Raw genomic sequence first — 24,704 nt, 5'->3', positions numbered from 1 at the left:
TTTTTTTCAAGCCTGGAGCCTGTTGGCGTTTCGCTGTCACCGCGAAACCCTGTCGGCCCTCTACAGGAAACCCCCATGATGGACGCGTTCGAACTCCCCGGTACATTGGCTCAAGCCCTGCAACTGCGCGCAGCCCGCACCCCGGACCGCTTGGCTTTACGCTTTCTTGCCGACGATCCGCAGGGTGGCCAGGTGCTGAGCTATGGCGACCTGGACCGGCGCGCGCGGACCATCGCGGCGGCCTTGCAGGCCACGGCCGGGCCCGGGGATCGCGCCGTATTGTTGTTCCCCAGCGGGCCGGACTATGTGGCGGCATTTTTTGGCTGTTTGTATGCGGGCGTGATTGCAGTTCCGGCGTACCCGCCCGAATCGGCGCGCCGCCATCATCAGGAACGTTTGCTGTCGATTCTGGCGGACGCCCAACCCCGCGTCTTGCTCACCAGCAGCGACCTGCGCCAGCCGCTGATGCTCATGGACGCACTGAGCGCTACTGACGCGCCGCAGCTACTGTGCGTGGATGCGCTTGAAACCGGCCTTGCCCAGCCGTGGCAGCAGGTGAATGTGCAGCCCGATGACATTGCCTTTTTGCAATACACGTCAGGCTCCACGGCCTTGCCCAAGGGCGTGCAAGTGACCCACGGCAACCTGGTGGCCAACGAAGTGCTGATCCGTCGTGGCTTTGGCATCGACCTCAACCCGGACGATGTGATCGTCAGCTGGTTGCCGCTGTACCACGACATGGGCCTGATCGGCGGCCTGTTGCAGCCGATTTTCAGCGGCGTGCCGTGCGTGCTCATGTCACCGGCGTATTTTCTGACGCGCCCGCTGCGCTGGCTGGAAGCCATCAGCGAATACGGCGGCACCATCAGCGGCGGCCCCGATTTCGCCTATCGACTGTGCAGCGAGCGGGTCAGCGACAGTGCGAAGGCCGGCCTCGACTTGAGCCGTTGGCGCGTCGCGTACTCGGGCTCCGAACCGATCCGTCAGGACACCCTGGAACGCTTCGCTGAAAAATTCGCGCCCTGTGGCTTCAGTGCCAGCAGCTATTTCGCGTCGTATGGCCTGGCCGAGGCCACGCTGTTTGTGGCGGGTGGCCAGCGCGGGCAGGGCATTGCGGCGTTACGCCTGGACGAACAGGCGCTGGCAGAAAACCGCATCGTGGCCGGTGACGGCAGCGCGGTCATGAGTTGCGGCACCCAACAGCCGGATCACGCGGTCTTGATCGTCGAGCCCAACAGCCTGGCGGTATTGGCAGACGATTGCGTGGGCGAAGTCTGGGCCAGCGGCCCGAGCATTGCACACGGCTATTGGCGCAACCCTGAAGCCAGCGCCAACACCTTCGTTCAACTCGAAGGCCAGACCTGGCTGCGCACGGGCGATCTGGGCTTTATGCAGGGCGGTGAACTGTTTATCACCGGGCGCCTGAAAGACCTGCTGATCGTGCGCGGTCAAAACCTTTACCCGCAAGACATCGAAAAAACCATCGAGCGCGAAGTACAAGCCGTGCGCAAAGGCCGGGTGGCAGCGTTCGCGGTGAATGTCCAAGGCGAAGAGGGGATCGGCATTGCGGCCGAGATCAGCCGCAGCGTGCAAAAAATCCTCCCGCCCGACGCGCTGATCAACACCATCCGCCAGGCGGTGGCCGACGCCTGCCAGCAGGCGCCGAGTGTGGTGCTGCTGCTCAACCCTGGCGCCTTGCCCAAAACCTCCAGCGGCAAACTGCAACGTTCTGCCTGTGGTCATCGGCTGGCCGATGGCAGTCTCGACTGTTATGCGCAGTTCCCGTCCCGCGACGGTGCGCAGGTGGCCGAAGCGGTCGCAGCGCGCGGCTGCGCGCTGGAAGCGTTGATCGCGCGGGTCTGGTGCGAACACTTGCAGGTCGAGCACGTCACCGCCGACGACCATTTTTTCCTGTTGGGCGGCAACTCAATTCTGGCCACGCAGGTGATCGCTCGCTTGCGAGAAGCACTCAAGCTGGCGTTGAGCCTGCGTGCGTTGTTCGAAGCGCCGACACTGCGGGCGTTCGTCGCGCACATTGCAACGTTGCAAGGCGCTGGGGACCTGGTGCCGGAAGCGATTAGCGTGTTATCGCGTGAACAAGGGTTGCCACAATCGTTGGCGCAAAACCGCCTGTGGTTCATGTGGCAACTGGACCCGACCAGTAGCGCCTACACCATCCCCGGTGCGCTGCGCTTGCGCGGTGAACTGGATGAGGTTGCGCTGAGCAGCAGTTTTGCGCAGTTGGTCGAGCGCCACGAAGCGTTGCGCACACGCTTTTACGAACAAGACGGGCAGGCGATGCAGCGTGTCGAGGAAGCCGGCGGTTTCGACCTGCACATCATTGACATCAGCGACGTGCCCGCCGCTGAGCGAGAGGCGCGTGCGCAGCAGATTCGCGAGCAAGAAGCCCGCACCCCATTCGATCTGGAGCATGGCCCATTGTTCCGGGTCATGCTGGTCAAGCTCGCCACGCACGAACACCAACTGCTGCTGACCTTGCACCACATCATCGCGGATGGCTGGTCGCTGAACCTGCTGGTCGACGAATTCTCGCGATTGTACGCGGCAGCCTGCCTCGGGCAGTCGCTGGAACTCGCCCCTTTGGCCGTTCAATACGCCGACTACGGCAGTTGGCAGCGGCAATGGCTGGCGCAGGGCGAGGCCGGGCGCCAGCTCGAGTACTGGATCAAACAACTGGGCGACGAGCACCCGGTGCTGCGTCTGGCCACTGACCACCCACGGTCGGCTCGCACACTGTCCAGCGCTGCCCGCTATACGCTGACGCTGGATGCCGCCTTGAGTGACGCGGTGCGCTCGGCAGCCCACGGGCACAACACCACGCTGTTTATGTGGCTATTGGCGACATTTCAAACGTTGCTTTACCGCTACAGCGGCCAGCGTGACATTCGCATAGGCGTGCCCAGCGCGAACCGTCCGCGGCAGGAAACCCACGGTCTGATGGGGTTTTTTATCAATACGTTGGTGCTGCGGGCCGAGCTGGACGGGCGATTGCCGTTTAATGAACTGCTGGCGCACACCCGTAAGGCCACGCTCGAAGCACAGGCGCACCAGGACGTGCCGTTTGAACAGTTGGTCGAAGCGCTGCCGCAGGCCCGTGAACAGGGGTTGTTCCAGGTCATGTTTAACCACCAGCAGCGCGACTCGGCGGCTTTGCACCGACTGCCGGGCTTGCTGGCCGAAGAGCTGGACTGGCACAGCCGCGAAGCCAAGTTCGATGTGCAGTTGCAGGCCGAAGAAGACCGGCAAGGACGGCTGAAACTGTCGTTCGATTACGCCGACGAACTGTTCGAAGCCGGCACCATTTCGCGTCTGGCCGAGCATTACGTCAGCCTGCTGCGCCAAGTCAGCAGCGCCCCGGAGCAGGCATTGGGCGACTTGTACCTGGTCACGGCCGAGCAATGCGCCGAGCAACAAAGTTGGGGCGCAGCGCCTTGCCCTGCGGCGTCTCAGTGGTTGCCGCAATGGCTGGAGCAACAGGCACAGCAGACGCCCGACGCGCTGGCCCTTCTGTGGGACGGCGGCAGCCTCGACTTTGCCGGGCTGCATGCCCAGGCCAACCGGTTGGCCAATTACCTGCGTGACAAAGGGGTGGGGCCGGACGTGCCGGTGGCGATTGCGGTCGAGCGTTCAGCGCACCTGTTGATCGGCTTGTTGGCGATTATCAAGGCGGGCGGCGCCTACGTGCCGCTGGACCCGGACTACCCGCCAGAGCGTTTGGCCTACATGCTTGAGGACTGCGGCGCGGCATTGCTGCTGACCCAAAGCCCGTTACTGGCAGCCTTGCCCGTCGTGCAAGGCGTCAGCGTGATTGCGATGGACCTGCTCAAGCTCGACACCTGGCCCAGCCATGCGCCGGGCCTGCACCTGCACGGCGATAACCTCGCGTATGTGATTTACACCTCGGGGTCGACCGGCCTGCCCAAAGGCGTGGGCATTACCCATGCCGCGCTGAGTGAACGTCTGCACTGGATGCAGGCCACTTATGGGCTGCAAGCCGATGATGTGCTAATGCAAAAAGCGCCGATCAGTTTTGACGTGTCGGTGTGGGAATGTTTTTGGCCATTGGTGACCGGTTGCCAACTGGTAGTGGCCGGGCCCGGCGAGCACCGCGACCCGCAGCGCATTGCGCATTTGGTGCAGCAGTTTGGCGTCACCACGCTGCACTTTGTGCCGCCCCTGCTGCGTGTGTTTGTGGACGAGCCGCAAACCGTGCACTGCCGCAGTCTGCGCCGCGTGTTTTCCGGGGGCGAAGCGTTGCCGGCTGCGCTGCGGGACCGGGTGCTGGCGCGGTTGCCGAACGTGCAGTTACACAACCGTTACGGGCCGACTGAAACCACGATTAACGTCACCCATTGGGCCTGCAGCGTAGCCGACGGCGAACGTTCGCCCATCGGGCGGCCGCTGGGCAACGTGCTGTGCCGGGTGCTCGACAGCGAACTCAACCCGCTGCCTGCCGGGGTGCCGGGTGAGCTGTGCATTGGCGGTAGCGGCCTGGCGCGGGGTTACCAGCAGCGTCCCGGTTTGACCGCTGAACGGTTTATTGCCGACCCGCTGGGCGAGCCGGGTTCGCGTTTATACCGCACCGGCGATCAGGTGCGCTGGGGCGCACAGGGTGCGCTGGAATACCTCGGTCGGCTCGATCAGCAGGTCAAGGTGCGCGGGTTCCGGGTCGAACCGCAGGAGATCGAAGCGCGCTTGCTGGCGCAGCCCGGCGTGGCACACGCGGCGGTGTTGATTCGCGACACGGCCGCCGGGCCGCAGTTGATCGGGTACTTCACAACGGTTGAACATCACGCGGTCGATGGCCCGCAGCTCAGTGCCGCTCTGGCACGGGAACTGCCGGATTACATGGTGCCCGCGCAGCTCATACAGCTGGCGGCCATGCCCTTGAGCCCCAGCGGCAAGCTGGACGCGCGCGCCTTGCCGCAACCGCAATGGTGCGTGCGCGAACATGTCGAGCCAGACACCGCGCTGCAACAGCAGATTGCCGCCATCTGGCGCGACGTGTTGGGGCAGGCGCGCATCGGGCTGCGTGACGACTTCTTTGCCTTGGGCGGCCACTCCCTGCTGGCCACGCAAATCGTGTCGCGGGTACGTCAGGCCTGTGACGTCGAACTGGCGCTGCGCACGCTGTTTGAAGCCAGTGAGCTGGGCGCATTCGTGGACGCCGTGGCGCTGATTCAGTCAGCCGGTGCGCGCAACACGCAACTGCCGATTGAAACGGTCGATCGCAGCCAACCGGTGCCGTTGTCGTATTCCCAGCAGCGTATGTGGTTCCTCTGGCAGATGGAGCCCGACAGCCCGGCTTACAACGTCGGCGGCATGGCGCGCCTTAAGGGTGTGCTCGATGTGGGTCGTTTTGAGGCAGCCTTGCAGGCACTGATCCTGCGTCACGAAACCCTGCGTACCACGTTCCCGAGCGTAGACGGCGTGGCCTGTCAGAAGGTGCACCGTGACGCTGGCATAAACATGGCTTGGCTCGACCTCAGCGCCCTGGACGAAGCCACCCGGCAGCAGCGTTTACAGGCGCTGGCCGACACCGAAGCGCATCGCCCGTTCGATCTGGAAACCGGGCCGTTGCTGCGGGCGTGCATGGTCAAGGCCGGGGAGCGCGAACACGACTTCGTGCTGACCTTGCACCACATCGTGACTGAAGGCTGGGCGATGGATATTTTCGCCCGCGAACTGGGCCAGCTCTATGAAGCTTTCCTCGATGACCGTTTATCGCCGCTGGCGCCGTTGGCCGTGCAGTACCTGGATTACAGCGTGTGGCAGCGGCAGTGGCTGGCGTCGGGCGAGCGTCAACGCCAACTCGATTACTGGATCGCCAAACTGGGGCATGAACACCCGCTGCTGGAGTTGCCGGGCGACCGCCCTCGGCCCCCGGTGCAGAGCCATCAGGGTGAGTTGTTCCGCTTTGACCTGAGTGATGAACTGGCGGCCCGCGTGCGTCGCTTCAATGCCGAGCACGGCCTGACGCTGTTCATGACCATGACCGCCACGTTGGCCGTGTTGCTCTATCGCTACAGCGGCCAGACCGACGTGCGCATCGGTGCGCCGGTGGCCAACCGCATTCGGCCCGAAAGTGAAGGGCTGATCGGCGCCTTCCTCAACACTCAGGTGCTGCGTTGCCAGCTCGACGCGCACATGCGTGTCGGTGAGTTGCTGGAACAGGTACGGCACACCGTGATTGAAGGTCAGTCCCATCAGGACTTGCCGTTCGATCACGTGGTCGAAGCCCTGCAACCGCCGCGCAGCGCGGCCTATAACCCGCTGTTTCAAGTGATGTGCAACGTTCAGCGCTGGGAATTCCAGCAGCGCCGCGAACTGGCGGGCATGACCGTCGAGTACCTGGCCAACGATGCGCGGGCCACCAAGTTTGACCTCAACCTGGAGGTGACCGACCTCGACCATCGGCTGGGGTGCTGCCTGACTTACAGCACGGACTTGTTTGATGAGCCGCGCATTGCCCGCATGGCCGCGCACTGGCGCACCCTGCTGGAGGCGTTGCTGGGTGATCCGCAACAGCGCTTGAGCGACTTGCCACTGATGCACACCGACGAGCTGCAACAACAGGGGCAGGCCATGGCTGCGCCAGCAGGCGATCACGCGCTGGACCTGTGCATTCACACGCTGTTTGCCGAACAAGCGCGCACGCGTCCCGAGGCCATCGCCTTGACCTTTGCCGGTCAACACATGCGTTATGGCGAGCTGGACAGCCGCGCCAACCGTCTGGCGTGGATGCTGCGTGAACGGGGCGTGGGCCCGCAGGTTCGCGTGGGGCTGGCGCTGGAGCGTTCACTGGAGATGGTGGTCGGTCTGCTGGCGATCCTCAAGGCCGGGGGCGCCTACGTCCCGTTGGACCCTGAATACCCGCTGGAGCGCTTGCATTACATGATCGAAGACAGCGGCATAGGCCTGCTGCTCAGCCACCGCGCGTTGTTTGACGCACTGGGGCCTTTGCCTCAAGGCGTGGCGCGCTGGTGTGCAGAGGAAGACGGCGCGCAACTGGCGGCGTACCCGGCAGCCGAGCTGCCACTGATTAGCCTGGCGCAGCATCAGGCTTACCTCATTTACACCTCCGGATCCACTGGCCAGCCTAAAGGTGTGGTGGTGTCCCACGGTGAAATCGCCATGCATTGCCGCGCGGTGATTGACACCTTCGGTATGCGCCCGGACGACTGTGAACTGCATTTTTATTCCATCAACTTTGATGCGGCGACCGAGCGCTTGCTGGTGCCGTTGCTCAGCGGTGCGCGGGTGGTGTTGCGCGCTCAGGGGCAGTGGGACGCTCAGGCAATTTGCCAGCTGATACGCGAGCAGCAGGTCAATATTTTGGGGTTCACCCCCAGCTATGGCAGCCAGCTGGCGCAGTGGCTGGCGACGCAGCAGCAGACCTTGCCGGTGCGCCTGTGCATCACGGGCGGCGAAGCCTTGACGGGTGAGCATTTGCAACGCATTCGGGCCGCGTTCCAGCCGCAACAGTTTTTCAACGCCTATGGCCCAACAGAAACCGTGGTCATGCCGCTGGCCAGTCTGGCGCCTGAGCACCTGGAAGACGGGGCGGGCAGTGTGGCGATCGGCCGGGCGATCGGCGCCCGCGTGGCGTACATCCTCGACGCCGGGCTGGCGCGGGTGCCGCAGGGCGCCATCGGCGAGCTGTACGTGGGAGGTGCCGGTTTGGCACAAGGCTATCACCAGCGCCCGGCCATGACCGCCGAACGCTTTGTGGCCGACCCGTTTTCTGACGAGGGCGGACGGCTGTACCGCACCGGCGATCGGGTGCGCCAACGCGCTGACGGGCTGGTCGAATATGTGGGTCGGGTCGACCATCAGGTCAAAATCCGGGGTTTCCGCATCGAGCTGGGGGAAATCGAAAGTCGCCTGCTGGAACACCCGGCCGTGCGCCAAGCGGTGGTGCTGGCGCTGGACATGCCCGGCGGCAAACAGCTGGCGGCGTACCTGGTGTGCGACGCAGCGCCCCCGGAGGACGCGCAGCACGCGGCCTTGCGCGAAGGGCTGAAAGCCCGGCTCAAGGCGCAGTTGCCCGATTACATGGTGCCGACTCATATGATGCTGCTGGCCAACATGCCGCTGACCGCCAACGGCAAGTTGGACCGGCACGCCTTGCCGACCCCGGACCCTGAGCTCAACCGTGCGCAGTACGTGGCCCCGAGCAACCCGCTGGAACAGCGCTTGGCGCAGGTCTGGTGTGATGTGCTGAACCTCGGGCAGGTCGGTCTCAATGACAACTTCTTTGAGTTGGGTGGCGACTCGATCCTGTCGATTCAGGTGGTCAGCCGGGCGCGGCAGCTGGGCATCCATTTCAGCCCGCGGGATTTGTTCCAGCATCAAACCGTGCACGCGTTGGCGAGCGTGGCCACCCGTTGCGAGCAGACCACCGCTGAGCAAGGACAGCTCACGGGCGAATCGGCGTTGACCCCGATCCAGCATTGGTTCTTCGATACCCCTATGCCGCACCGCGAGCATTGGAACCAGTCAGTGCTGTTGCAGCCGACCCTGCGCCTTGAACCCGAGCTGCTTGAACAGGCACTGGTGGCATTGCTGGTGCATCACGATGCCTTGCGCCTGGGTTTTGAGCACCGTGCCGGGCAATGGCGCGCCGAATACCGGGGCGATGCCGATCACGGTGTGTTGTGGCAGGCCGATGTGACTGACTGGCGCGCCAGCGAAGCACTGTTTGACGACGCCCAGCGCAGCCTCACGCTGGAGGACGGGCCATTGCTGCGCGCATTGCTGCTCAACGGGCCGCACGGTGAGCAGCGCGTGCTGCTGGTGATTCACCACGTGGCCATCGACGGTGTGTCCTGGCGGGTGCTGCTGGACGACCTGCAAACGGTTTACCGCCAACTGGCGGCGCATCAACCCCTGAATTTGCCCGCCAAGACCAGCGCCTTCCGTGCCTGGGCCGAACGTTTGCAGGCCTATGCCAGCAGCGATGCGCTGCGCGAAGAGTTGGGGCAGTGGCAACGGCAACTTAACGGGCCACCGGTCGTGTTGCCGTGCGCCCGGCCGCAGGGCAGCAGGCAATACCTGCACGCGCAGACTGTCAGCGTACGGCTGGATGCCGAGCGTACCCGTCAATTGCTGCAACACGCGCCCGGCGCGTACCGCACGCAGGTCAATGACCTGTTGCTGACTGCGCTGGCACGGGTCATGTGCCGCTGGACGGGGCAACCCTCGACGTTGGTGCAACTGGAAGGCCACGGGCGTGAAACCCTGTTCGACGGTATCGACCTGAGCCGCACCGTGGGCTGGTTCACCAGTGCCTACCCGGTGCGCCTGACCCCGCCGCTGAGCGACGATCAGGGCGCTTCGATCAAGGCCATCAAGGAACACCTGCGCAGCGTGCCGCATAAGGGCCTGGGCTATGGCGTGCTGCGTTACCTGACCGACAGCGCGACCCGGCAGGCACTGGCCGCATTGCCGGAAGCGGCGGTGACGTTCAATTACCTGGGTCAGTTCGATCAGAGTTTTGCCAGCGATGCGTTATTCCGGCCGCTGGATGAACCGGTTGGGGCGGCCCATGACCCGCAGGCGCCGTTGCCCAACGAGTTGAGCATCGACAGTCAGGTCTACGGCGGCGAGCTGCTGCTGCGCTGGACCTTCAGCGCTGACCGCTATGACACGACCACCGTGCAGTCGCTGGCGCAGGCCTACCTGCGCGAGCTTGAGGCGCTGATTGCGCATTGTGTGAGCGACGGTGCCGGGGGCCTGACGCCGTCGGACTTCCCGCTGGCCGCGCTCACTCAGGCGCAGTTGGACGCGCTGCCGGTGCCCGCCGAGTGCATCGAAGACGTGTACCCGATGACCCCCATGCAGGAAGGCATGCTGTTGCACACCTTGCTGGAGCCGGGCACCGGGTTGTATTACATGCAGGACCGCTACCGCATCAACAGTGTGCTGGACCCGCAACGTTTTGCCCGGGCCTGGCAAGCCGTGGTCGCGCGGCACGAAGCACTGCGTGCTTCGTTCTGCTGGAACGCCGGTGAGCACATGCTGCAAATCATTCATCGTCCCGGCGCCACCGCCGTGGACTATCAGGACTGGAGCGATGCGCCGCAGGAAGGCCACGAAGCGCGGCTGCAAGCGTTGCTCAAGCAAGAACGTGAAGCCGGTTTCGACTTGCTCAACCAGGCGCCGTTCCACCTGCGCCTGATTCGGGTCGGGGAGGCGCGCTACTGGTTCATGATGAGCAACCACCACATCCTGATCGATGCATGGTGCCGCTCATTGCTAATGAGCGATTTCTTCGAAATCTACAGCGCGCTAGGCGAGGACCGAGCGCCACAACTGGCGCTGGCGCCGCGCTACCGCGACTACATTGGCTGGTTGCAACAGCAAAACCTGCAACAGGCCAACCAATGGTGGCAGCGTAACTTGCAAGGCTTTGAACACACCACGTACATCCCGAGCGACCGTCCTTTCCTGCGCGAGCATGCAGGCGACAGCGGCGGCATGCTGGTGGGTGATTGCTATACCCGGCTTGAGGTGCAGGACGGCGTGCGGCTGAGGGAGCTGGCGCAACAGCATCAATTGACCATCAACACCTTTGCTCAGGCGGCCTGGGCATTGGTGCTGCGCCGGTTCAGCGGCGAGCGTGACGTGTTGTTCGGCGTCACTGTGGCCGGACGCCCGGTGGCGTTGCCGCAGATGCAGCAGACGGTCGGGTTGTTCATTAACAGCGTGGCCCTGCGGGTGCAGATGCCGGAGGACGGGCAGGCGCTGAGCGTGCGTCAATGGTTGAGCGATCTGCTGGCGCACAACATGGAGCTGCGCGAGTACGAATACTTGCCACTGGTGACGATTCAGGAGCGCAGTGAGCTGCCAAAGGGCCAGCCGCTGTTCGACAGTTTGTTCGTGTTCGAGAACGCGCCCGTGGACATGTCGGTCATGGACCGGGCGCAGCGCCTCAAGGCAACCTCGGACTCAGGCCGCACCCATACCAACTTCCCGCTGACAGCCGTGTGTTACCCCGGTGATGACTTGGGCCTGCACCTGTCCTATGACCAGCGCTACTTCGAGCGCAGCAGCGTCGAACGGTTGTTGGCGCACTTCAAGCGCCTGCTGTTGGCGTTGATGGACGGGCTGGAAGGGGACATGGCGCAGTTGCCCTTGCTGGACGACAGTGAGCGCGCCTTCCTGATCGACGGCTGCAACCAGAGCCAGTGCGACTACCCGCTGGAGCAGAGCTATGTCGCCTTGTTTGAAGCACAGGTGGCGGCGCACCCCGAGCGTATTGTGGCCACTTGTCTGGATGAGCAATGGCGCTACCGCGAGCTGAATACGGCCAGCAATCGCCTGGGGCATGCCCTGATCGCTGCCGGTGTGCGCCCAGACCAACCTGTGGCGTTGCTGGCTGAGCGCGGCTTGCCGTTGCTGGGCATGATTATCGGCAGCTTCAAGGCCGGGGCCGGTTATTTGCCGCTGGACCCGGGGCTGCCGGGTGCTCGTCTGAGCCGCATCCTTGACCTCAGTCGCGCGCCATTACTGGTGTGCACCCAAGCGTGCCGGGAACAGGCGCAAGGGTTGATCGACGACGCCGGGTGCCCGGTCCGTCCGCGCCTGCTGGTGTGGGAGGAGGTACAAGCCGCGGCGCTCGCTGAGCATAATCCGCAGGTTTACAGCCAGCCGGACCACCTCGCGTACGTCATCTACACCTCGGGCTCGACCGGTTTGCCCAAAGGCGTGATGGTGGAACAGCGCGGCATGCTCAACAACCAATTGAGTAAAGTGCCGTACCTGCAACTGACCGGGCGGGACGTGATTGCCCAGACCGCCTCGCAAAGCTTTGACATCTCGGTCTGGCAGTTCCTGGCCGCACCGTTGTTTGGTGCCCAGGTGGCTATCGTGCCGAACACCCTTGCCCATGACCCGCAGGCATTGTTGGCGCAGGTCACTGCGCAGCGCATCAGCGTGCTGGAAAGCGTGCCGTCGCTGATTCAGGGGATGCTGGCGCAGGAGCCCGTGCCGCTCGATAGTGTGCGCTGGATGTTGCCGACGGGTGAGGCGATGCCGCCCGAACTGGCCCAGCAATGGCTGGCGCGGTACCCGGGGATCGGGCTGGTCAACGCCTATGGTCCGGCTGAGTGTTCTGACGACGTGGCGTTCTTCCGTGTCGATCAGGCGTCGACCCAAGGCAGCTATTTGCCGATCGGCACGCCGACCGACAACAACCGTTTGTATGTGCTGGACAGCGCCTTGCAACTGGTGCCGCTGGGCGCCGTGGGCGAGTTGTGTGTGGCGGGCACCGGGGTGGGGCGCGGTTACGTGAGTGATCCGCTGCGCACCGCCACGGCTTTTGTGCCGAACCCGTATGGCGCGCCGGGTGAGCGGTTGTACCGCACCGGCGACCTGGCCCGTCGTCGCATGGACGGGGTGCTGGAATACGTGGGGCGCATCGACCATCAGGTAAAAATTCGCGGTTACCGTATCGAGCTGGGGGAAATTGAAGCGCGGCTGCATGAACAGCCGCATGTACGTGACGCAGCGGTTGGCGTGCAGGAGGGTGCCAATGGCAGGTACCTGGTGGGCTATTTGGTGGCCGCACCTTCGGCGCTGAGTCATGGCGAGCGTCTGGAGCACATCAAGCGACGTCTGCGTGCCGAACTGCCGGAGTACATGGTGCCGCTGCACTGGACGTGGCTGGAGCGGATGCCACTCAATGCCAACGGCAAGCTGGACCGCAAAGCGCTGCCCGCACTCGAGATCGGCCAACAGCCGCGCGAAGATTACGTGGCGCCGCGTACAGAACTGGAGCAGACCCTGGCCGATATTTGGGCTGAGGTGTTGCAGGTGGACCGGGTGGGGATCACCGACAACTTCTTCGAATTGGGCGGGCATTCGCTGCTGGCCACGCAAATTGCGTCACGGGTGCAGAAGGTGTTGCAACGTAACGTGCCATTGCGGGCGATGTTTGAGTGCAGTTGCGTACAGGCACTGGCGCAGTACATCCAGGGGCTGGAAGACAGCGAGATCAATGAAGAGAAGGTTGATCGTCTGAGTGACTTGATGGCGGAACTGGAAGGACTGTAATCAACGTTCAGGCCCGTGCGTGTCACCGGCACGGGCCTGACAGGGGGTTATTTCGGGCCGAGGATTTTCGCCAGTTTTTCCGGCGACGGCGCACCTTGCTGCTGTTGCAGGTTGCCCTGTTCGTCGAGGTAGAAAATCGCCGGGGTCGCTGCCACGTCCAGTTCCGACATCAGTTGCATGTTGGCGTCGAGCTGGGCCTGCACGTCAGCCGGGATGCTGCCCAGTGCCTTGAGGGTGCTGGCCTTGCCGGCTTTTTCGTGGTCGTGAAGGGCTTGCTGCGGGTTTTTGGCGGCGAGCAGAGCGGCGGACTTGCCTGGACTGTCCTCACGGATGATGCCGACCATGATGTGGCGCAATTGCACCTTGCCCGCGTCCACCCACGGACGGGCTTGCTCCCAGAACATGTTGCAGTACGGGCAGTTGGGGTCGCTGAACAGATACACGATGCGCGGTGCGTCTTTTTTGCCGTCGGCAATCCAGTGGGTTTTCTCCATGTTGGCCCAGACTTCCTTGGCCATCGGTTCGTACACCATCTTTTGCAGCGGCGCGAGGCTCAGGTCATTGCCGTTTGCGTCATACAAATTACCTACCAGCACGTTGCCATCTTTGGTCAGGTACAGCGCCATGCCGCGGTTCTGATACTGCGCGGCATACCCGCGCAGGCCACTTGGCGCATCAAAACTGCCGACGATTTTCGCGCCCTTGGCTTCGATTTTCTTGATTGCCGGTGGCAGTTCTTCGGCGTGCAACAACGGCGATTGCAGCAGGGCCGCGCCAAGCAGGGCGGTCGTGCTCAGGTTTAACAGTGTGCGGTTACGCATTGGGTATTCCTTGCAGGGTCGCCCGGGCGGGCTGACGGTGAAATAGGTGGATCAAAAGTCTCGAGGGCGCGCGCCAGGCTGGCTTCGGACAACTCGCCCAAATGACTGGCCAACAGGCGGCCGTCCGCGTTGTAGAACAGTGTAGTGGGTAACGCCATGGAGCCGACTTTCTGCCCCAACTGGCCACCACTGTCGAACAGAATATTGCTCAAGTTCAGGCCCTGAGTTTCGAGGAAGGTGCTGACACTCTGCATGCTCTCGCCCTGATTGACGAAGAGGAACGTCACGCCTTCGTGTGCATGCTGCGCGTTCTGCAATACCGGCATTTCGCGGCGGCAAGGCGGGCACCAGGTGGCCCACAAATTGATCACCAGCGGGCCGCCTTTGTAACTGTCCAGTTGGACAGATTCGCCATTGGCGTTGCGCAGTACGATGTCAGGTAATTGCGTGCCTTTTTCGTACAGGTTCGAGGCCAAGCTGGCCAGTAGCCAGAATGCCAGGCCACTGGCTATTCCCCAGCCCAGGGGGCGTCGCAAGCCCGTGCGGCGCCAGCCCCAGATTACAGCGCCCACCAGCACCGCCACTAAGCCTGTCCACGCCAGGAAGCCGCCATCGCGCAGGTCAAGCATTTGCAGCGGGTCCTGTTGGAAGTAGCGCCAGTAGGCGATGACAAAACCGATACGCGCCGCGAGCAAGCCCATCAGGAACAGGCTGAACAGCACTGACTCAGGGTTTTCGCCGCCGCGTTTGGCCACCCGCCAACCCACCAGCGTCGCCAGAGCGAGGGCCAGGATCAGCAACAGGTGGTTGATTGCCAGTGCAAACGAACCGATGGTCAGGGTCAGCATTTAGTGGAGTTCCCGGGTGGATTGCCAGTTATTCAAAAAGGTCTCGGCGCTCACTTCGCCCGTGATGCGCTGGGCGCGACGCTCAACCCCGTTCGGCCCGATCCAGATAAACGTAGGGGGGCCGGGTACGTGATAACGGCTGAGCAGGTCGCGGCTGGCGACAGTATCGTCGGTCACGTCCAGACGCAACAAACGCACACCTTGCAGGGCTTGCATGACCTGCGGTTGGCCGAACACTTTTTTCTCCATCACTTTGCAGGACACGCACCAGTCCGCGTAGTAGTCGAGCATCACCCATTGGCCCTGCGCCTTGGCGGCTACCAGTTCGCGCTCCAGGTCAGGCAAGTTGTTGACTGTGATGAACGCGTCGTGGGCCGCTTGTGAAGGGCTGCCGGCCACTGTTTTTGCGGTGTACACCTGCATCGGCTGCCAAGGGTCGGTGCTGCCGCCCGCGGCGCCGATCAGCATCAGACTGCCCCACAGCCCCGCCAGCAGGCCCAGGGGCGCAAACAGCGCTTTCACGCGCAAATACTGTTGCGCCTGTTGCCACAGGCTGCCTGCCACGATTAGCAACAGCACGCCCCACAAGGCCAGCCACAGCGATTCATCCAGCACCGGGCGCACCAGCAGCAGCGCGGTGCCCAGGAACAGGAAGCCAAACAGACCCTTCATCAGGTTCATCCAGGCCCCTGGCTTGGGCAGGAAGCGACTGCCGACCGTGACCAGCAGCAACAACGGCATGCCAATACCGACGCCCATGGTGAACAGCACCAGGCCCCCTTGCACGGCATTGCCGCTTTGCGCGATGTAGAGCAAGGCGCCGGCCAGCGGAGCGGTCATGCACGGCCCGACCAGCAAGCCGGAAAGGGCACCGAGGACACCGGCCCCGATCAAGCTGCCACCTTTGCGCCCGCGTCCGGCGGTTTCCAGACGATCACGCAGCGCCGCAGGCAATTGCAGTTCGAAAAAACCGAACATCGGCAAAGCAAGCACGACAAACAGCGCAGCAAAACTGCCCAGCAGCCAGGGTTGTTGCAACAGCGCTTGCAAATTGGCACCGAGCAGCGCGGCCAGCACGCCGAGGCCGGCATACACCAGCGCCATGCTGATGACATAACTGCCGGCAACCGCAAAGCCACGGCCTGGGCCCGCGCTGCTACCGACCACCAGCCCGGCGAGAATCGGCAGCATGGGCAATGAACACGGGGTGAAAGCCAGCAGCAGGCCGAGTCCGAAAAACAGCAACAGGCTCCAGCCCAGCGAGCGTTGCTGCAAGCTGGCGGCCAGTGACTGATCCTGGGCCTGCCCCTGCTCGACAACCGCCTGCGTGCCACCCAGGTCCAGCGTCTGACTTTGTGGCGGGTAGCACAGCCCGGCGTCCGCACAACCTTGCCAACTGACGTTGACCTGACCGCTGGCACCTGCCGGGATCAGCAGCTCCAGGTAGTCGCGGTACACCTGCGTGGCGCCGAAAAATTCGTCGCTGTGTGCTTGCCCTTCAGGCAGTACCGGCAGATGCGCGGCATCCAGTCCTTCGAACTTGAAGCGTTTTTTGTACAAGTAGTATTTATTGGTGATTTGCCATTGCAGCCGGGTTTCACCTGAAGGCAAAGGCTCGGACGTGAACACAAATGCTTGGTTAGCCGGCAGGAAATCAGCCTTTTGTTCAAATGGGTTGTCACTGGCGTACGCCTGACTCAAACCCGTGAGTAGCAGGAAAAAAAACACAATCAACTGAGGCATGCGCCAAACCCTGGATGTTCGAATTGACGCTACCTTGGCGGCACTTGATTAACCGAGTGTTAAAAACGGCATAATCGGGCCTTAATCCCAGCGCCCTTAAATTGGTCTCTTTACGCGGGTATCTGCATGCACGTATTGGTTTGCGAAGACGATGAACTGATTGCCAGCGGCATTGTGGCCGGGCTGACGGCTCAGGGCATGACGGTTGAGCACGTGAACACCGCTGGCAAGGCGCGCGCGATGCTCAAGGCCGCCGCGTTCGATGCCATGGTGCTGGACCTCGGGTTACCGGATGAGGACGGGCTCAAGCTGCTGCAACAATTGCGCCAGCAGGGCTTTGAGCTGCCGGTCCTGGTATTGACTGCGCGGGATGCGGTGACCGACCGGGTGGATGGCCTGCAGGCTGGCGCCGATGATTACCTGCTCAAGCCATTCGACCTGCGCGAACTGGCCGCGCGCCTGCACACGCTGCTGCGCCGTGTGGCGGGGCGTAGCGTCAACCTCATCGAGCATGGCCGCCTGACCTACGACCCCAGCAGCCGCGCCACGTTGTTGGGGGGCAAGCCCGTGGACCTGTCGCGCCGCGAGCAGGCGTTGTTACAAGCCTTGCTGCATAACCGGGGGCGGGTGCTGTCGACCGAGCAACTCAAAGACAGTATTTACGGGTTCAGTGACGAGCTGGAGAGCAACGCCTTGAACGTTCATATCCACCACCTGCGCCGCAAATTGGGTAATGGCATCGTCGAAACCGTGCGTGGTCTTGGCTATCGCCTGGGTCCGGCCGATGGCAACGAGCCCGAGGCATGATGAGCCTGCGCCTGCGGTTAAGCCTGACCATTGGTTCGGCGTTCATCTTGATCTGGATGCTCGCGGCGGCATGGATGCTCAGCGATCTGCGTCAACAAATGATGTTTTCCCTCGATCAGCGGCTTGTGGCCTCTGCACGGATGGTCGCCGGGCTGCTGGAGCAATTGCCGCAATTGCCGGTAAAAGGCGAGGGCACGCATTTCAGCGCTGAACAACTGACCATCCCCGGTGGCATGGCCTGTCAGGTCAGCTCCTTGCGGGGGGAGATTCTGGCCCGCAGCCATAACAACCCGGATCAGCCGATGCAGTCCGAATCCACCGGTTTTCGCGATCAAATCATCGACGGTGCCGCCTGGCGCACCTTTACCCTGGACCGTGGCGACCTGCGCATCACCACAGCCGATCGTCAGGTGGAGCGGGAGGCGTTGAATCTGTCAGTGCTGCTGGCGGCTTCAGTGCCTGTGGGCATGGCGTTGGTGGGCTGTTTATTACTGCTGTGGCTGGGCATCGGGCAAGGGTTGGCACCGCTCAAACGGATGCGTGATGCCCTGATGCGCCGCGATGCCGATTCGTTGCAGCCTTTGCAAATCAGCCCGCTGCCCAGCGAATTGCAACCGTTACTCGATTCACAAAACCAGTTACTGGCCCGTATCGCCAAGGCCATTGAGCGCGAGCGGCGTTTGACCGGCGATGCCGCGCACGAGTTGCGCAGCCCGCTGACGGCAATTAAAACCCACCTGCAAGTGGCACGCATGACCGAGGGCGCTGCCCGCGAGCAATCGCTGGCCCACGCTGAAGCCGGGGCCGACCGCTTGCACCGTACCCTTGAGCAACTGCTGTTGCTGGCCAGGGTCGAAGGCAGTTTGTCATTCGATGACGGTGTCCAATGCTCGCCCGAGCAGGTGGCGCGTCTGGCCATTCATGATGCGGCCAGCGGGGCGGCGGATCGCATTGTCCTGAATGTGCCCGCGAATCTGCCCGAGACCCCGCTTAAAGTGCCGTCCGTGCTGGCCATTGCAGCTTTGCGCAACTTGCTTGAGAACGCCCTGCGGCATACATCGGCCGATACCCGCGTCGAATTGACACTTCGCGTAGTGGCCACAGATGTGTATTTTGTCGTCCGCGATCACGGCCCCGGCATTTCGCCTGAGACCTTGCAGCACATGACCCAACGTTTTTGGCGTCACGACAACAGCAACGGCTGCGGGTTGGGGCTGGCCATCGTGCAGGCCATTGTCGAGCGCTGCGCCGGTGGGTTGAGCTTTGACAGTCAGCCCGACGGGCTGCGGGTTGAGTTGCGCATGCCCTTGCAAACTGAAAGCGGCCAGTAAGGCCGCTTTTTCATGATCCTTCCTGTCTGCAGGACAGTCCGGCAAGCACTGATGCAGCTCAGTGTTTTGCCTGCGCGTCGCCTTTAAAGTACCTCTCGGTTTATGAGGGGGTTAAGTCAACTCCACCTATAAGAAAAATCCACTTGCAAGGTAAAAAAACATTGAAGGATTCAGCGTTTGATCACCCGCCTGTCGGTGAACCTCACGAACTCCAGCGCAGTCTGTCCAACCGCCACATTCAACTGATCGCCATTGGCGGCGCCATCGGCACCGGCCTGTTCATGGGGTCGGGCAAAACCATCAGCCTGGCGGGCCCCTCGATCATTTTTGTGTACATGATCATTGGCTTCATGCTGTTTTTTGTCATGCGCGCGATGGGTGAGTTGCTGTTATCCAACCTCAAGTACAAATCGTTCATTGATTTCTCGGCGGACCTGCTGGGGCCGATGGCCGGTTATTTCATGGGCTGGACTTATTGGTTTTGCTGGATCGTCACGGGCATTGCGGATGTAGTCGCGATTTCCGGGTACACCCAATTCTGGTTTCCGGGCGTCCCCTTATGGATGCCTGCTGTCGGGTGCGTGGCGTTGCTGCTGTCGCTGAACCTGATCACCGTGAAGATGTTCGGTGAGCTGGAATTCTGGTTTGCCATGATCAAAATCGTCGCCATTTGCGCGTTGGTGTGCACCGGCTTGTACATGGTGGTAACGGCCTATCAGTCGCCTGCGGGGCACGCCGCCACGCTGAGTAACCTGTGGAATGACGGCGGGATGTTCCCCCATGGCCTGATGGGCTTCTTTGCCGGGTTCCAGATCGCCGTATTTGCGTTTGTCGGTATCGAGCTGGCGGGCACCACTGCGGCCGAGACCAAAGATCCCGAGCGTAATTTGCCCCGCGCGATCAATTCGATCCCGCTGCGGATCATCATGTTCTACGTGTTCGCGCTCATTGCGATTTTGGCTGTTACCCCGTGGCGCGACGTGGTGGCGGACAAAAGCCCTTTTGTTGAGTTGTTCGTGCTGGCGGGGCTTCCGGCTGCGGCAGGAATCATCAACTTCGTGGTGTTGACCTCGGCTGCTTCGTCGGCCAACAGCGGTGTGTTTTCCACCAGCCGTATGCTCTACGGCCTGGCGCTGGAAGGTGACGCACCGCAGAAATTCAAGCACCTGTCGCAACGTGCCGTGCCATCCAACGGGCTGATTTTTTCTTGCATTTGCCTGCTGGCCGGGGCGTTGGTGATTTATCTGATCCCTAACCTGATGCAAGCCTTCACCCTGATCACCACGGTGTCTGCGACCCTGTTCATGTTTGTCTGGTCGATGATTCTGTTGTCGTACCTGGCCTATCGCAAACAACGCGCAGACTTGCATCAGGCATCGCGTTACAAGATGCCGGGCGGCAAAGTGATGGTCTGGGTGTGTCTGGCGTTCTTCGCGTTCATTTTGGTGTTGTTGGCGCTGGAGGACGACACGCGGCAGGCGTTGTACGCAGTGCCGGGCTGGTTCCTGCTGTTAGGGCTGGCCTACCGGTCTATCGTGCGCAACAAGCAGCAGGTCACTAAGCCTGTGCAATAACGCGCAGTGTGCTGCTGTTTGAAACAAAGGGGATGGCCTGCAAGGTGCCATCCCCTTTGTCGTTTTAGCGATCCATAGCGCGGGGATTCTGCGATTCACCTCTAAATCCGGGCCCTGCCAATGCGTTTCCAAAGCAGGAAAGCCTGCAGCGATTATTCGTACCGCGAAAGTCCTCGCAGGTCAGCAGTGTTGGTCAATCTCTTCAGCGCATTGAGGGTCCCGCAAATGTCAGTCGCTACCAGTCTTGTCGACAATCAGCCGGTTCGGGTCAGTACGACCGAAACGCTGTATCGATTTGAAGAATCTCCCTTGCTGGCCCGCCAGAGCCGTCAAGAATCCAATGCGCGCAGTTATCCGCGACGTATCCCGCTCGCGTTGAAGCGCGCCAAGGGGTTGTATGTCGAGGACGTGGAAGGCCGACGTTTCATCGACTGCCTGGCAGGCGCGGGCACGTTGGCGCTCGGGCATAACCATCCTGTGGTGATCGAGGCGATCCGCCGGGTGCTGGACGAGGGGCTGCCTTTGCATACGCTGGACTTGACCACGCCGGTCAAGGATCAGTTTGTGCAAGACTTGTTTGGCCTCTTGCCGGACGCCTTGGCCCAAGAAGCGAAAATCCAGTTTTGTGGCCCTACAGGCACCGACGCGGTGGAAGCTGCGTTGAAGCTGGTGCGCACGGCCACCGGGCGCAACACGGTGATTTCCTTTCAGGGCGGCTATCACGGCATGAGTCAGGGTGCCTTGAGCCTGATGGGCAGCCTTGGCCCGAAGCAGCCCATGGCCGCCTTGTTGGGTAATGGCGTGCAATTCATGCCGTATCCCTACGATTACCGTTGCCCGTTTGGCCTCGGGGGGGAGCAAGGGGTCAAGGCCAATTTGAGTTACCTGCACACCCTGTTCAGTGATCCGGAAGCCGGTGTGCAGTTGCCTGCTGCCGTGATTGTAGAAGTGGTGCAGGGCGAGGGGGGCGTGATTCCGGCCGACCTGGACTGGCTGCGGGGGCTGCGGCGCATCACGGAACAGGCCGGGGTGGCTTTGATCGTTGATGAAATTCAGAGCGGTTTCGCCCGCACCGGCAAGATGTTTGCCTTTGAGCATGCTGGCATCGTGCCTGATGTGGTGGTGCTGTCCAAGGCCATTGGTGGCAGCTTGCCGTTAGCGGTGGTGGTCTATCGCCAGTGGCTCGACACTTGGCTGCCTGGCGCCCATGCCGGTACTTTCCGCGGTAATCAGATGGCCATGGCCGCGGGCAGTGCCGTGATGCGCTACCTCAAGGAACATCATGTGGCAGCGCATGCGACAGCCATGGGTGAGCGGCTGAGTGAGCACTTGCACCTCTTGCAGCGCGACTTCCCGCAAGTGGGTGACGTTCGGGGGCGCGGGCTGATGCTGGGTGTGGAACTGGTTGACCCGACTGGCATGCCTGACGCATTGGGCCACCCGCCAGCATTCGGCCGTCTGGCGCCGTTGGTGCAGCGTGAGTGCCTCAAGCGCGGGTTGATTCTGGAGCTGGGGGGGCGCCACGGCAGTGTGGTGCGGTTCCTGCCCCCGCTGATCATCACCGGCGCCGAGATCGATCAAGTGGCTGCCATTTTTGGCAATGCCTTGGCGGCTGCCATCGCCCGGCTCTAATTCCCGGTGATGGTCGCTCGTTTGTTCTATGACCCCTGCTGCGCGTGTTGGCGCAGCCTGCCTAATGCGATGGAGACCCGCACATGAGTTCAGTATTTGACCGCGACGATATTCTTTTTCAGGTGGTGGTGAACCACGAGGACCAGTATTCGATCTGGCCTGACTACAAAGCCATTCCGAACGGCTGGCGTGCCGTGGGCAAGAGCGGCCTGAAGCCGGAATGCCTGGCCTACATCGAAGAGGTGTGGACGGACATGCGCCCGCTGAGCCTGCGCCAAAAGATGGATGCCGTGGCAACGCACTGAATCGCGCTCTCACAAAAAAGCCAACTGACATAACGGTGTCAGTTGGCTTTTATAATGCTCACACGGTAAGGAATCCGAGTGACTTAGTATTCCCAGAAAATCCGCTGCAGCTCTTTGCTGTCCTGGGTTTTGGTCAGGGCGACCATGGCCAGGATGCGGGCTTTTTGTGGGTTCAGGTCGTGTGCAACGACCCAGTCGTTTTTGTCATCAGGTTGCTCTGCGTTACGCAGTACGAAACCACCAGCGTTCACGTGGGAAGAACGGATGATCTGTACGCCGTCTTTACGCAATGCTTGCAGGGTCGGCACTACGCGGGACGAAACCGAGCCGTTGCCGGTGCCGACGTGAATGATGGCCTTGGCGCCGGATTGAGCCAGTGCCTTGTAGGCGGTGTCATCAACGTTGCCGTACGAGTAGGCGATACCCACGTTTGGCAGGCTCTTGATGTTCTTGATGTCGAACTCAGAGTCCATGGTGTGACGCTTGGCAGGCAAGCGGAACCAGTAGGATTTGCCTTCAACCACCATGCCCAATGCGCCCCATGGGCTTTTGAACGCTTCGGTCTTGATGTTCATCATTTTGCTGACATCGCGGCCCGACTGGATCTCGTCGTTCATGGTGACCAGAACGCCTTTGCCACGGGCTTCTTTGCTGCCTGCTACAGCAACGGCGTTGTACAGGTTCAGCATGCCGTCAGCGGACATTGCGGTGCCCGGACGCATCGAGCCCACCACCACGATTGGCTTGTCGGTCTTTTCAACCAGGTCCAGGAAGTAGGCGGTCTCTTCCAGTGTGTCGGTACCGTGAGTGATCACGATGCCATCGACGTCTTTGCTGTCGGCCAGTTCGGCAACACGGCGGCCCAATTGCAACAGGTTGTCGTTGGTGATGCTTTCAGAGGCGATCTGCATCACTTGTTCGCCACGCACGTTGGCCAACTGGCTCAACTCGGGCACACCTGCGATCAGTTGATCGATGCCCACTTTGGCAGCGGTGTAGGTTGCGCTGTTGGCAGCGCTGGCGCCTGCGCCTGCGATGGTGCCGCCGGTGGCCAGAATGATCACATTCGGCTTGGCAGCGGCTTCTTGTGCGTGAACGGTTGGCATGACCAGCAAAAGGGCCAAAGCGCCCGGAACAATGGATTTCAACACAGCTTTTTTCATTATGTTCTCTCTTAATGATGAGAGTGCTGATGCACATACACCTAGCACGGCACGTGCCATCCACTGGCCACATGCTGGTCATATAAAGGCATATTTTGTGCCAGCCAGATCGGATCGCTTTGAGTTTTTATAAGTAATTGATTTATATGAATAAAAATTAAAAATAGAGTGATTGTTCAGGTTTTTGGAGACGGGTTGCCGAATTTAGAGGTAACTTTTCGTACGGAAAGTCGTCCATTCGTCGGTTTAATGGCGCCGATTTTTGTGATTGACAAATGCCAGACGCGTTTTCATAGTGAGGTTCAAGCAAACGTTTGCGCGGTCTTTTTTTCGCTGACTTGAGTGCCTTCACGGCTTCCGGTCAAGCGACTCTGTCAATGCGTTGGCAGCCCGTGCAAACAGGATGTTGCTCACAATAATCATAAGATCGGAGTACTCCCATGAAGCTGCCCTTTGCTGGACGCTTGCTCGCCGTCGCCTTGTTTGCAGCGGCCTCGTTTTCCCTTCCGCTTGCGCACGCCGACTCTCCCACCCCCCCAAAAATCGGACTGGTCATGAAGTCATTGGCCAATGAGTTTTTTGTCACCATGACCAAGGGTGCCGAGGATTATCAAAAACAGCACCCGGCTGATTTTGTGTTGATTTCCAACGGCATCAAAAACGAAACCGATACGCAGGGGCAGTTAGACATCATCAATCAGATGATCGTTGCCCAAGTCGATGGTCTGGTGATCGCTCCGGCTGATTCCAAGGCGTTGATCAACGCCCTTCAAAAAGCCCAGGATGCCGGGATTGTCGTGGTAAACATCGATAACCAGCTCGACCCGCAAGTGCTTAAAAGTAAGAAGATGGATGTTCCGTTTGTAGGGCCTGATAACCGGGCTGGCGCGCGCAAGGTGGGTGAGTACCTGGCGAGCAAACTCAACGCTGGCGACGAAGTGGCCATCATTGAAGGTGTTTCGACCACCACCAACGCGCAGCAACGCACGGCTGGCTTCACGGACGCCATGAACGCGGCGCAAATCAAGGTGGTGTCCACGCAGTCCGGCAATTGGGAAATCGAAGGGGGCAACAAGCAGGCCGCTGCGATTCTTAGCGAGTATCCAAACGTGAAGGCTCTGTTGGCGGGCAACGACAGCATGGCGATTGGCGCGGTATCGGCCATCCGCGCAGCCGGTAAGGCCGGGAAAGTGCTGGTGGTCGGTTACGATAACATCGATGCCATCAAGCCGATGCTCAAGAACGGTCGTGTGCTGGCCACCGCAGACCAGGCGGCCGCCCAGCAGGCTGTCTTTGGGATTCAGACCGCGCTCAAGCTAATCAGCAAAGCGCCAGTCGACGCACTAAAAGACGGTGTCATTGCCACGCCGGTTGAGCTGATCACGACCCCCTAATCTATCCAT

11 protein-coding genes are annotated in these 24,704 nt (G+C 61.5%); 7 read left to right on the top strand and 4 right to left on the bottom strand.

Annotation, left to right across the window (positions count from 1 at the left end):
• Positions 1–75 precede the first annotated feature (75 nt).
• A complete protein-coding gene (locus HBN68_RS13190; protein ID WP_169964316.1) occupies positions 76–13,077 on the top strand; it encodes a non-ribosomal peptide synthetase in 13,002 nt (4,333 codons plus the stop codon).
• A gap of 47 nt (positions 13,078–13,124) precedes the next feature.
• Here HBN68_RS13190 and dsbG read toward each other — a convergent pair whose 3' ends face one another.
• The 3 genes from dsbG to dsbD are packed head-to-tail and all read right to left on the bottom strand — an operon-like array spanning position 13,125 to position 16,489.
• A complete protein-coding gene (gene dsbG, locus HBN68_RS13185; protein ID WP_169964318.1) occupies positions 13,125–13,898 on the bottom strand; it encodes a thiol:disulfide interchange protein DsbG in 774 nt (257 codons plus the stop codon).
• Positions 13,877–14,746: a TlpA disulfide reductase family protein gene (locus HBN68_RS13180; protein ID WP_169964320.1), complete on the bottom strand. Its 870-nt coding sequence runs from the start codon at positions 14,744–14,746 to the stop codon at positions 13,877–13,879. Before HBN68_RS13180 ends, dsbG begins: the two co-directional genes overlap by 22 nt.
• Positions 14,747–16,489 (bottom strand): protein-disulfide reductase DsbD, encoded by a 1,743-nt coding sequence (gene dsbD / locus HBN68_RS13175; protein ID WP_169964322.1) that lies wholly within the window; start codon positions 16,487–16,489, stop codon positions 14,747–14,749.
• Between the two features lie 126 nt (positions 16,490–16,615).
• On the opposite strand from dsbD, the gene HBN68_RS13170 reads away from it, so the two are divergent.
• The 5 genes from HBN68_RS13170 (at position 16,616) to HBN68_RS13150 (ending at position 22,138) form a co-directional block, all read left to right on the top strand.
• A complete protein-coding gene (locus tag HBN68_RS13170; protein ID WP_094994187.1) occupies positions 16,616–17,296 on the top strand; it encodes a response regulator in 681 nt (226 codons plus the stop codon).
• Entirely contained in the window at positions 17,293–18,627 is a 1,335-nt protein-coding gene (locus HBN68_RS13165) for an ATP-binding protein (RefSeq protein ID WP_169964324.1), read from the top strand. Before HBN68_RS13170 ends, HBN68_RS13165 begins: the two co-directional genes overlap by 4 nt.
• 161 nt (positions 18,628–18,788) lie before the next feature.
• Positions 18,789–20,201 (top strand): D-serine/D-alanine/glycine transporter, encoded by a 1,413-nt coding sequence (gene cycA / locus HBN68_RS13160; RefSeq protein ID WP_094994199.1) that lies wholly within the window; start codon positions 18,789–18,791, stop codon positions 20,199–20,201.
• Between the two features lie 225 nt (positions 20,202–20,426).
• Entirely contained in the window at positions 20,427–21,833 is a 1,407-nt protein-coding gene (locus HBN68_RS13155; RefSeq protein WP_094994186.1) for an aspartate aminotransferase family protein, read from the top strand.
• 83 nt (positions 21,834–21,916) lie between these two features.
• Positions 21,917–22,138: an MbtH family protein gene (locus HBN68_RS13150; protein WP_047275172.1), complete on the top strand. Its 222-nt coding sequence runs from the start codon at positions 21,917–21,919 to the stop codon at positions 22,136–22,138.
• 83 nt (positions 22,139–22,221) lie between these two features.
• Here the strand turns inward: HBN68_RS13150 and HBN68_RS13145 are convergent, their stop codons facing one another.
• Complete coding sequence (locus tag HBN68_RS13145; protein ID WP_094994185.1) at positions 22,222–23,301, bottom strand: asparaginase; 1,080 nt, start codon at positions 23,299–23,301, stop codon at positions 22,222–22,224.
• 440 nt (positions 23,302–23,741) lie between these two features.
• Between HBN68_RS13145 and HBN68_RS13140 the strand changes: the two genes are divergently transcribed.
• Positions 23,742–24,695: a sugar ABC transporter substrate-binding protein gene (locus tag HBN68_RS13140; protein WP_169964325.1), complete on the top strand. Its 954-nt coding sequence runs from the start codon at positions 23,742–23,744 to the stop codon at positions 24,693–24,695.
• Positions 24,696–24,704 lie beyond the last annotated feature (9 nt).

Origin of the sequence: Pseudomonas sp. WS 5078, assembly GCF_012985745.1 — a bacterium.
GTDB classification, from domain to species: domain Bacteria; phylum Pseudomonadota; class Gammaproteobacteria; order Pseudomonadales; family Pseudomonadaceae; genus Aquipseudomonas; species Aquipseudomonas lundensis_A.
The sequence above is the reverse complement of the archived record's forward strand: the minus strand, read 5'-3'. Positions and strand labels throughout refer to the sequence as shown.

Coding starts and splice junctions, on each gene's coding strand:
- HBN68_RS13190 (WP_169964316.1), top strand. CDS start 76: ATGATGGACGCGTTCGAACTCCCCGGTACATTGGCTCAAGCCCTGCAA.
- dsbG (WP_169964318.1), bottom strand. CDS start 13,898: ATGCGTAACCGCACACTGTTAAACCTGAGCACGACCGCCCTGCTTGGC.
- HBN68_RS13180 (WP_169964320.1), bottom strand. CDS start 14,746: ATGCTGACCCTGACCATCGGTTCGTTTGCACTGGCAATCAACCACCTG.
- dsbD (WP_169964322.1), bottom strand. CDS start 16,489: ATGCCTCAGTTGATTGTGTTTTTTTTCCTGCTACTCACGGGTTTGAGT.
- HBN68_RS13170 (WP_094994187.1), top strand. CDS start 16,616: ATGCACGTATTGGTTTGCGAAGACGATGAACTGATTGCCAGCGGCATT.
- HBN68_RS13165 (WP_169964324.1), top strand. CDS start 17,293: ATGATGAGCCTGCGCCTGCGGTTAAGCCTGACCATTGGTTCGGCGTTC.
- HBN68_RS13155 (WP_094994186.1), top strand. CDS start 20,427: ATGTCAGTCGCTACCAGTCTTGTCGACAATCAGCCGGTTCGGGTCAGT.
- HBN68_RS13150 (WP_047275172.1), top strand. CDS start 21,917: ATGAGTTCAGTATTTGACCGCGACGATATTCTTTTTCAGGTGGTGGTG.
- HBN68_RS13145 (WP_094994185.1), bottom strand. CDS start 23,301: ATGAAAAAAGCTGTGTTGAAATCCATTGTTCCGGGCGCTTTGGCCCTT.
- HBN68_RS13140 (WP_169964325.1), top strand. CDS start 23,742: ATGAAGCTGCCCTTTGCTGGACGCTTGCTCGCCGTCGCCTTGTTTGCA.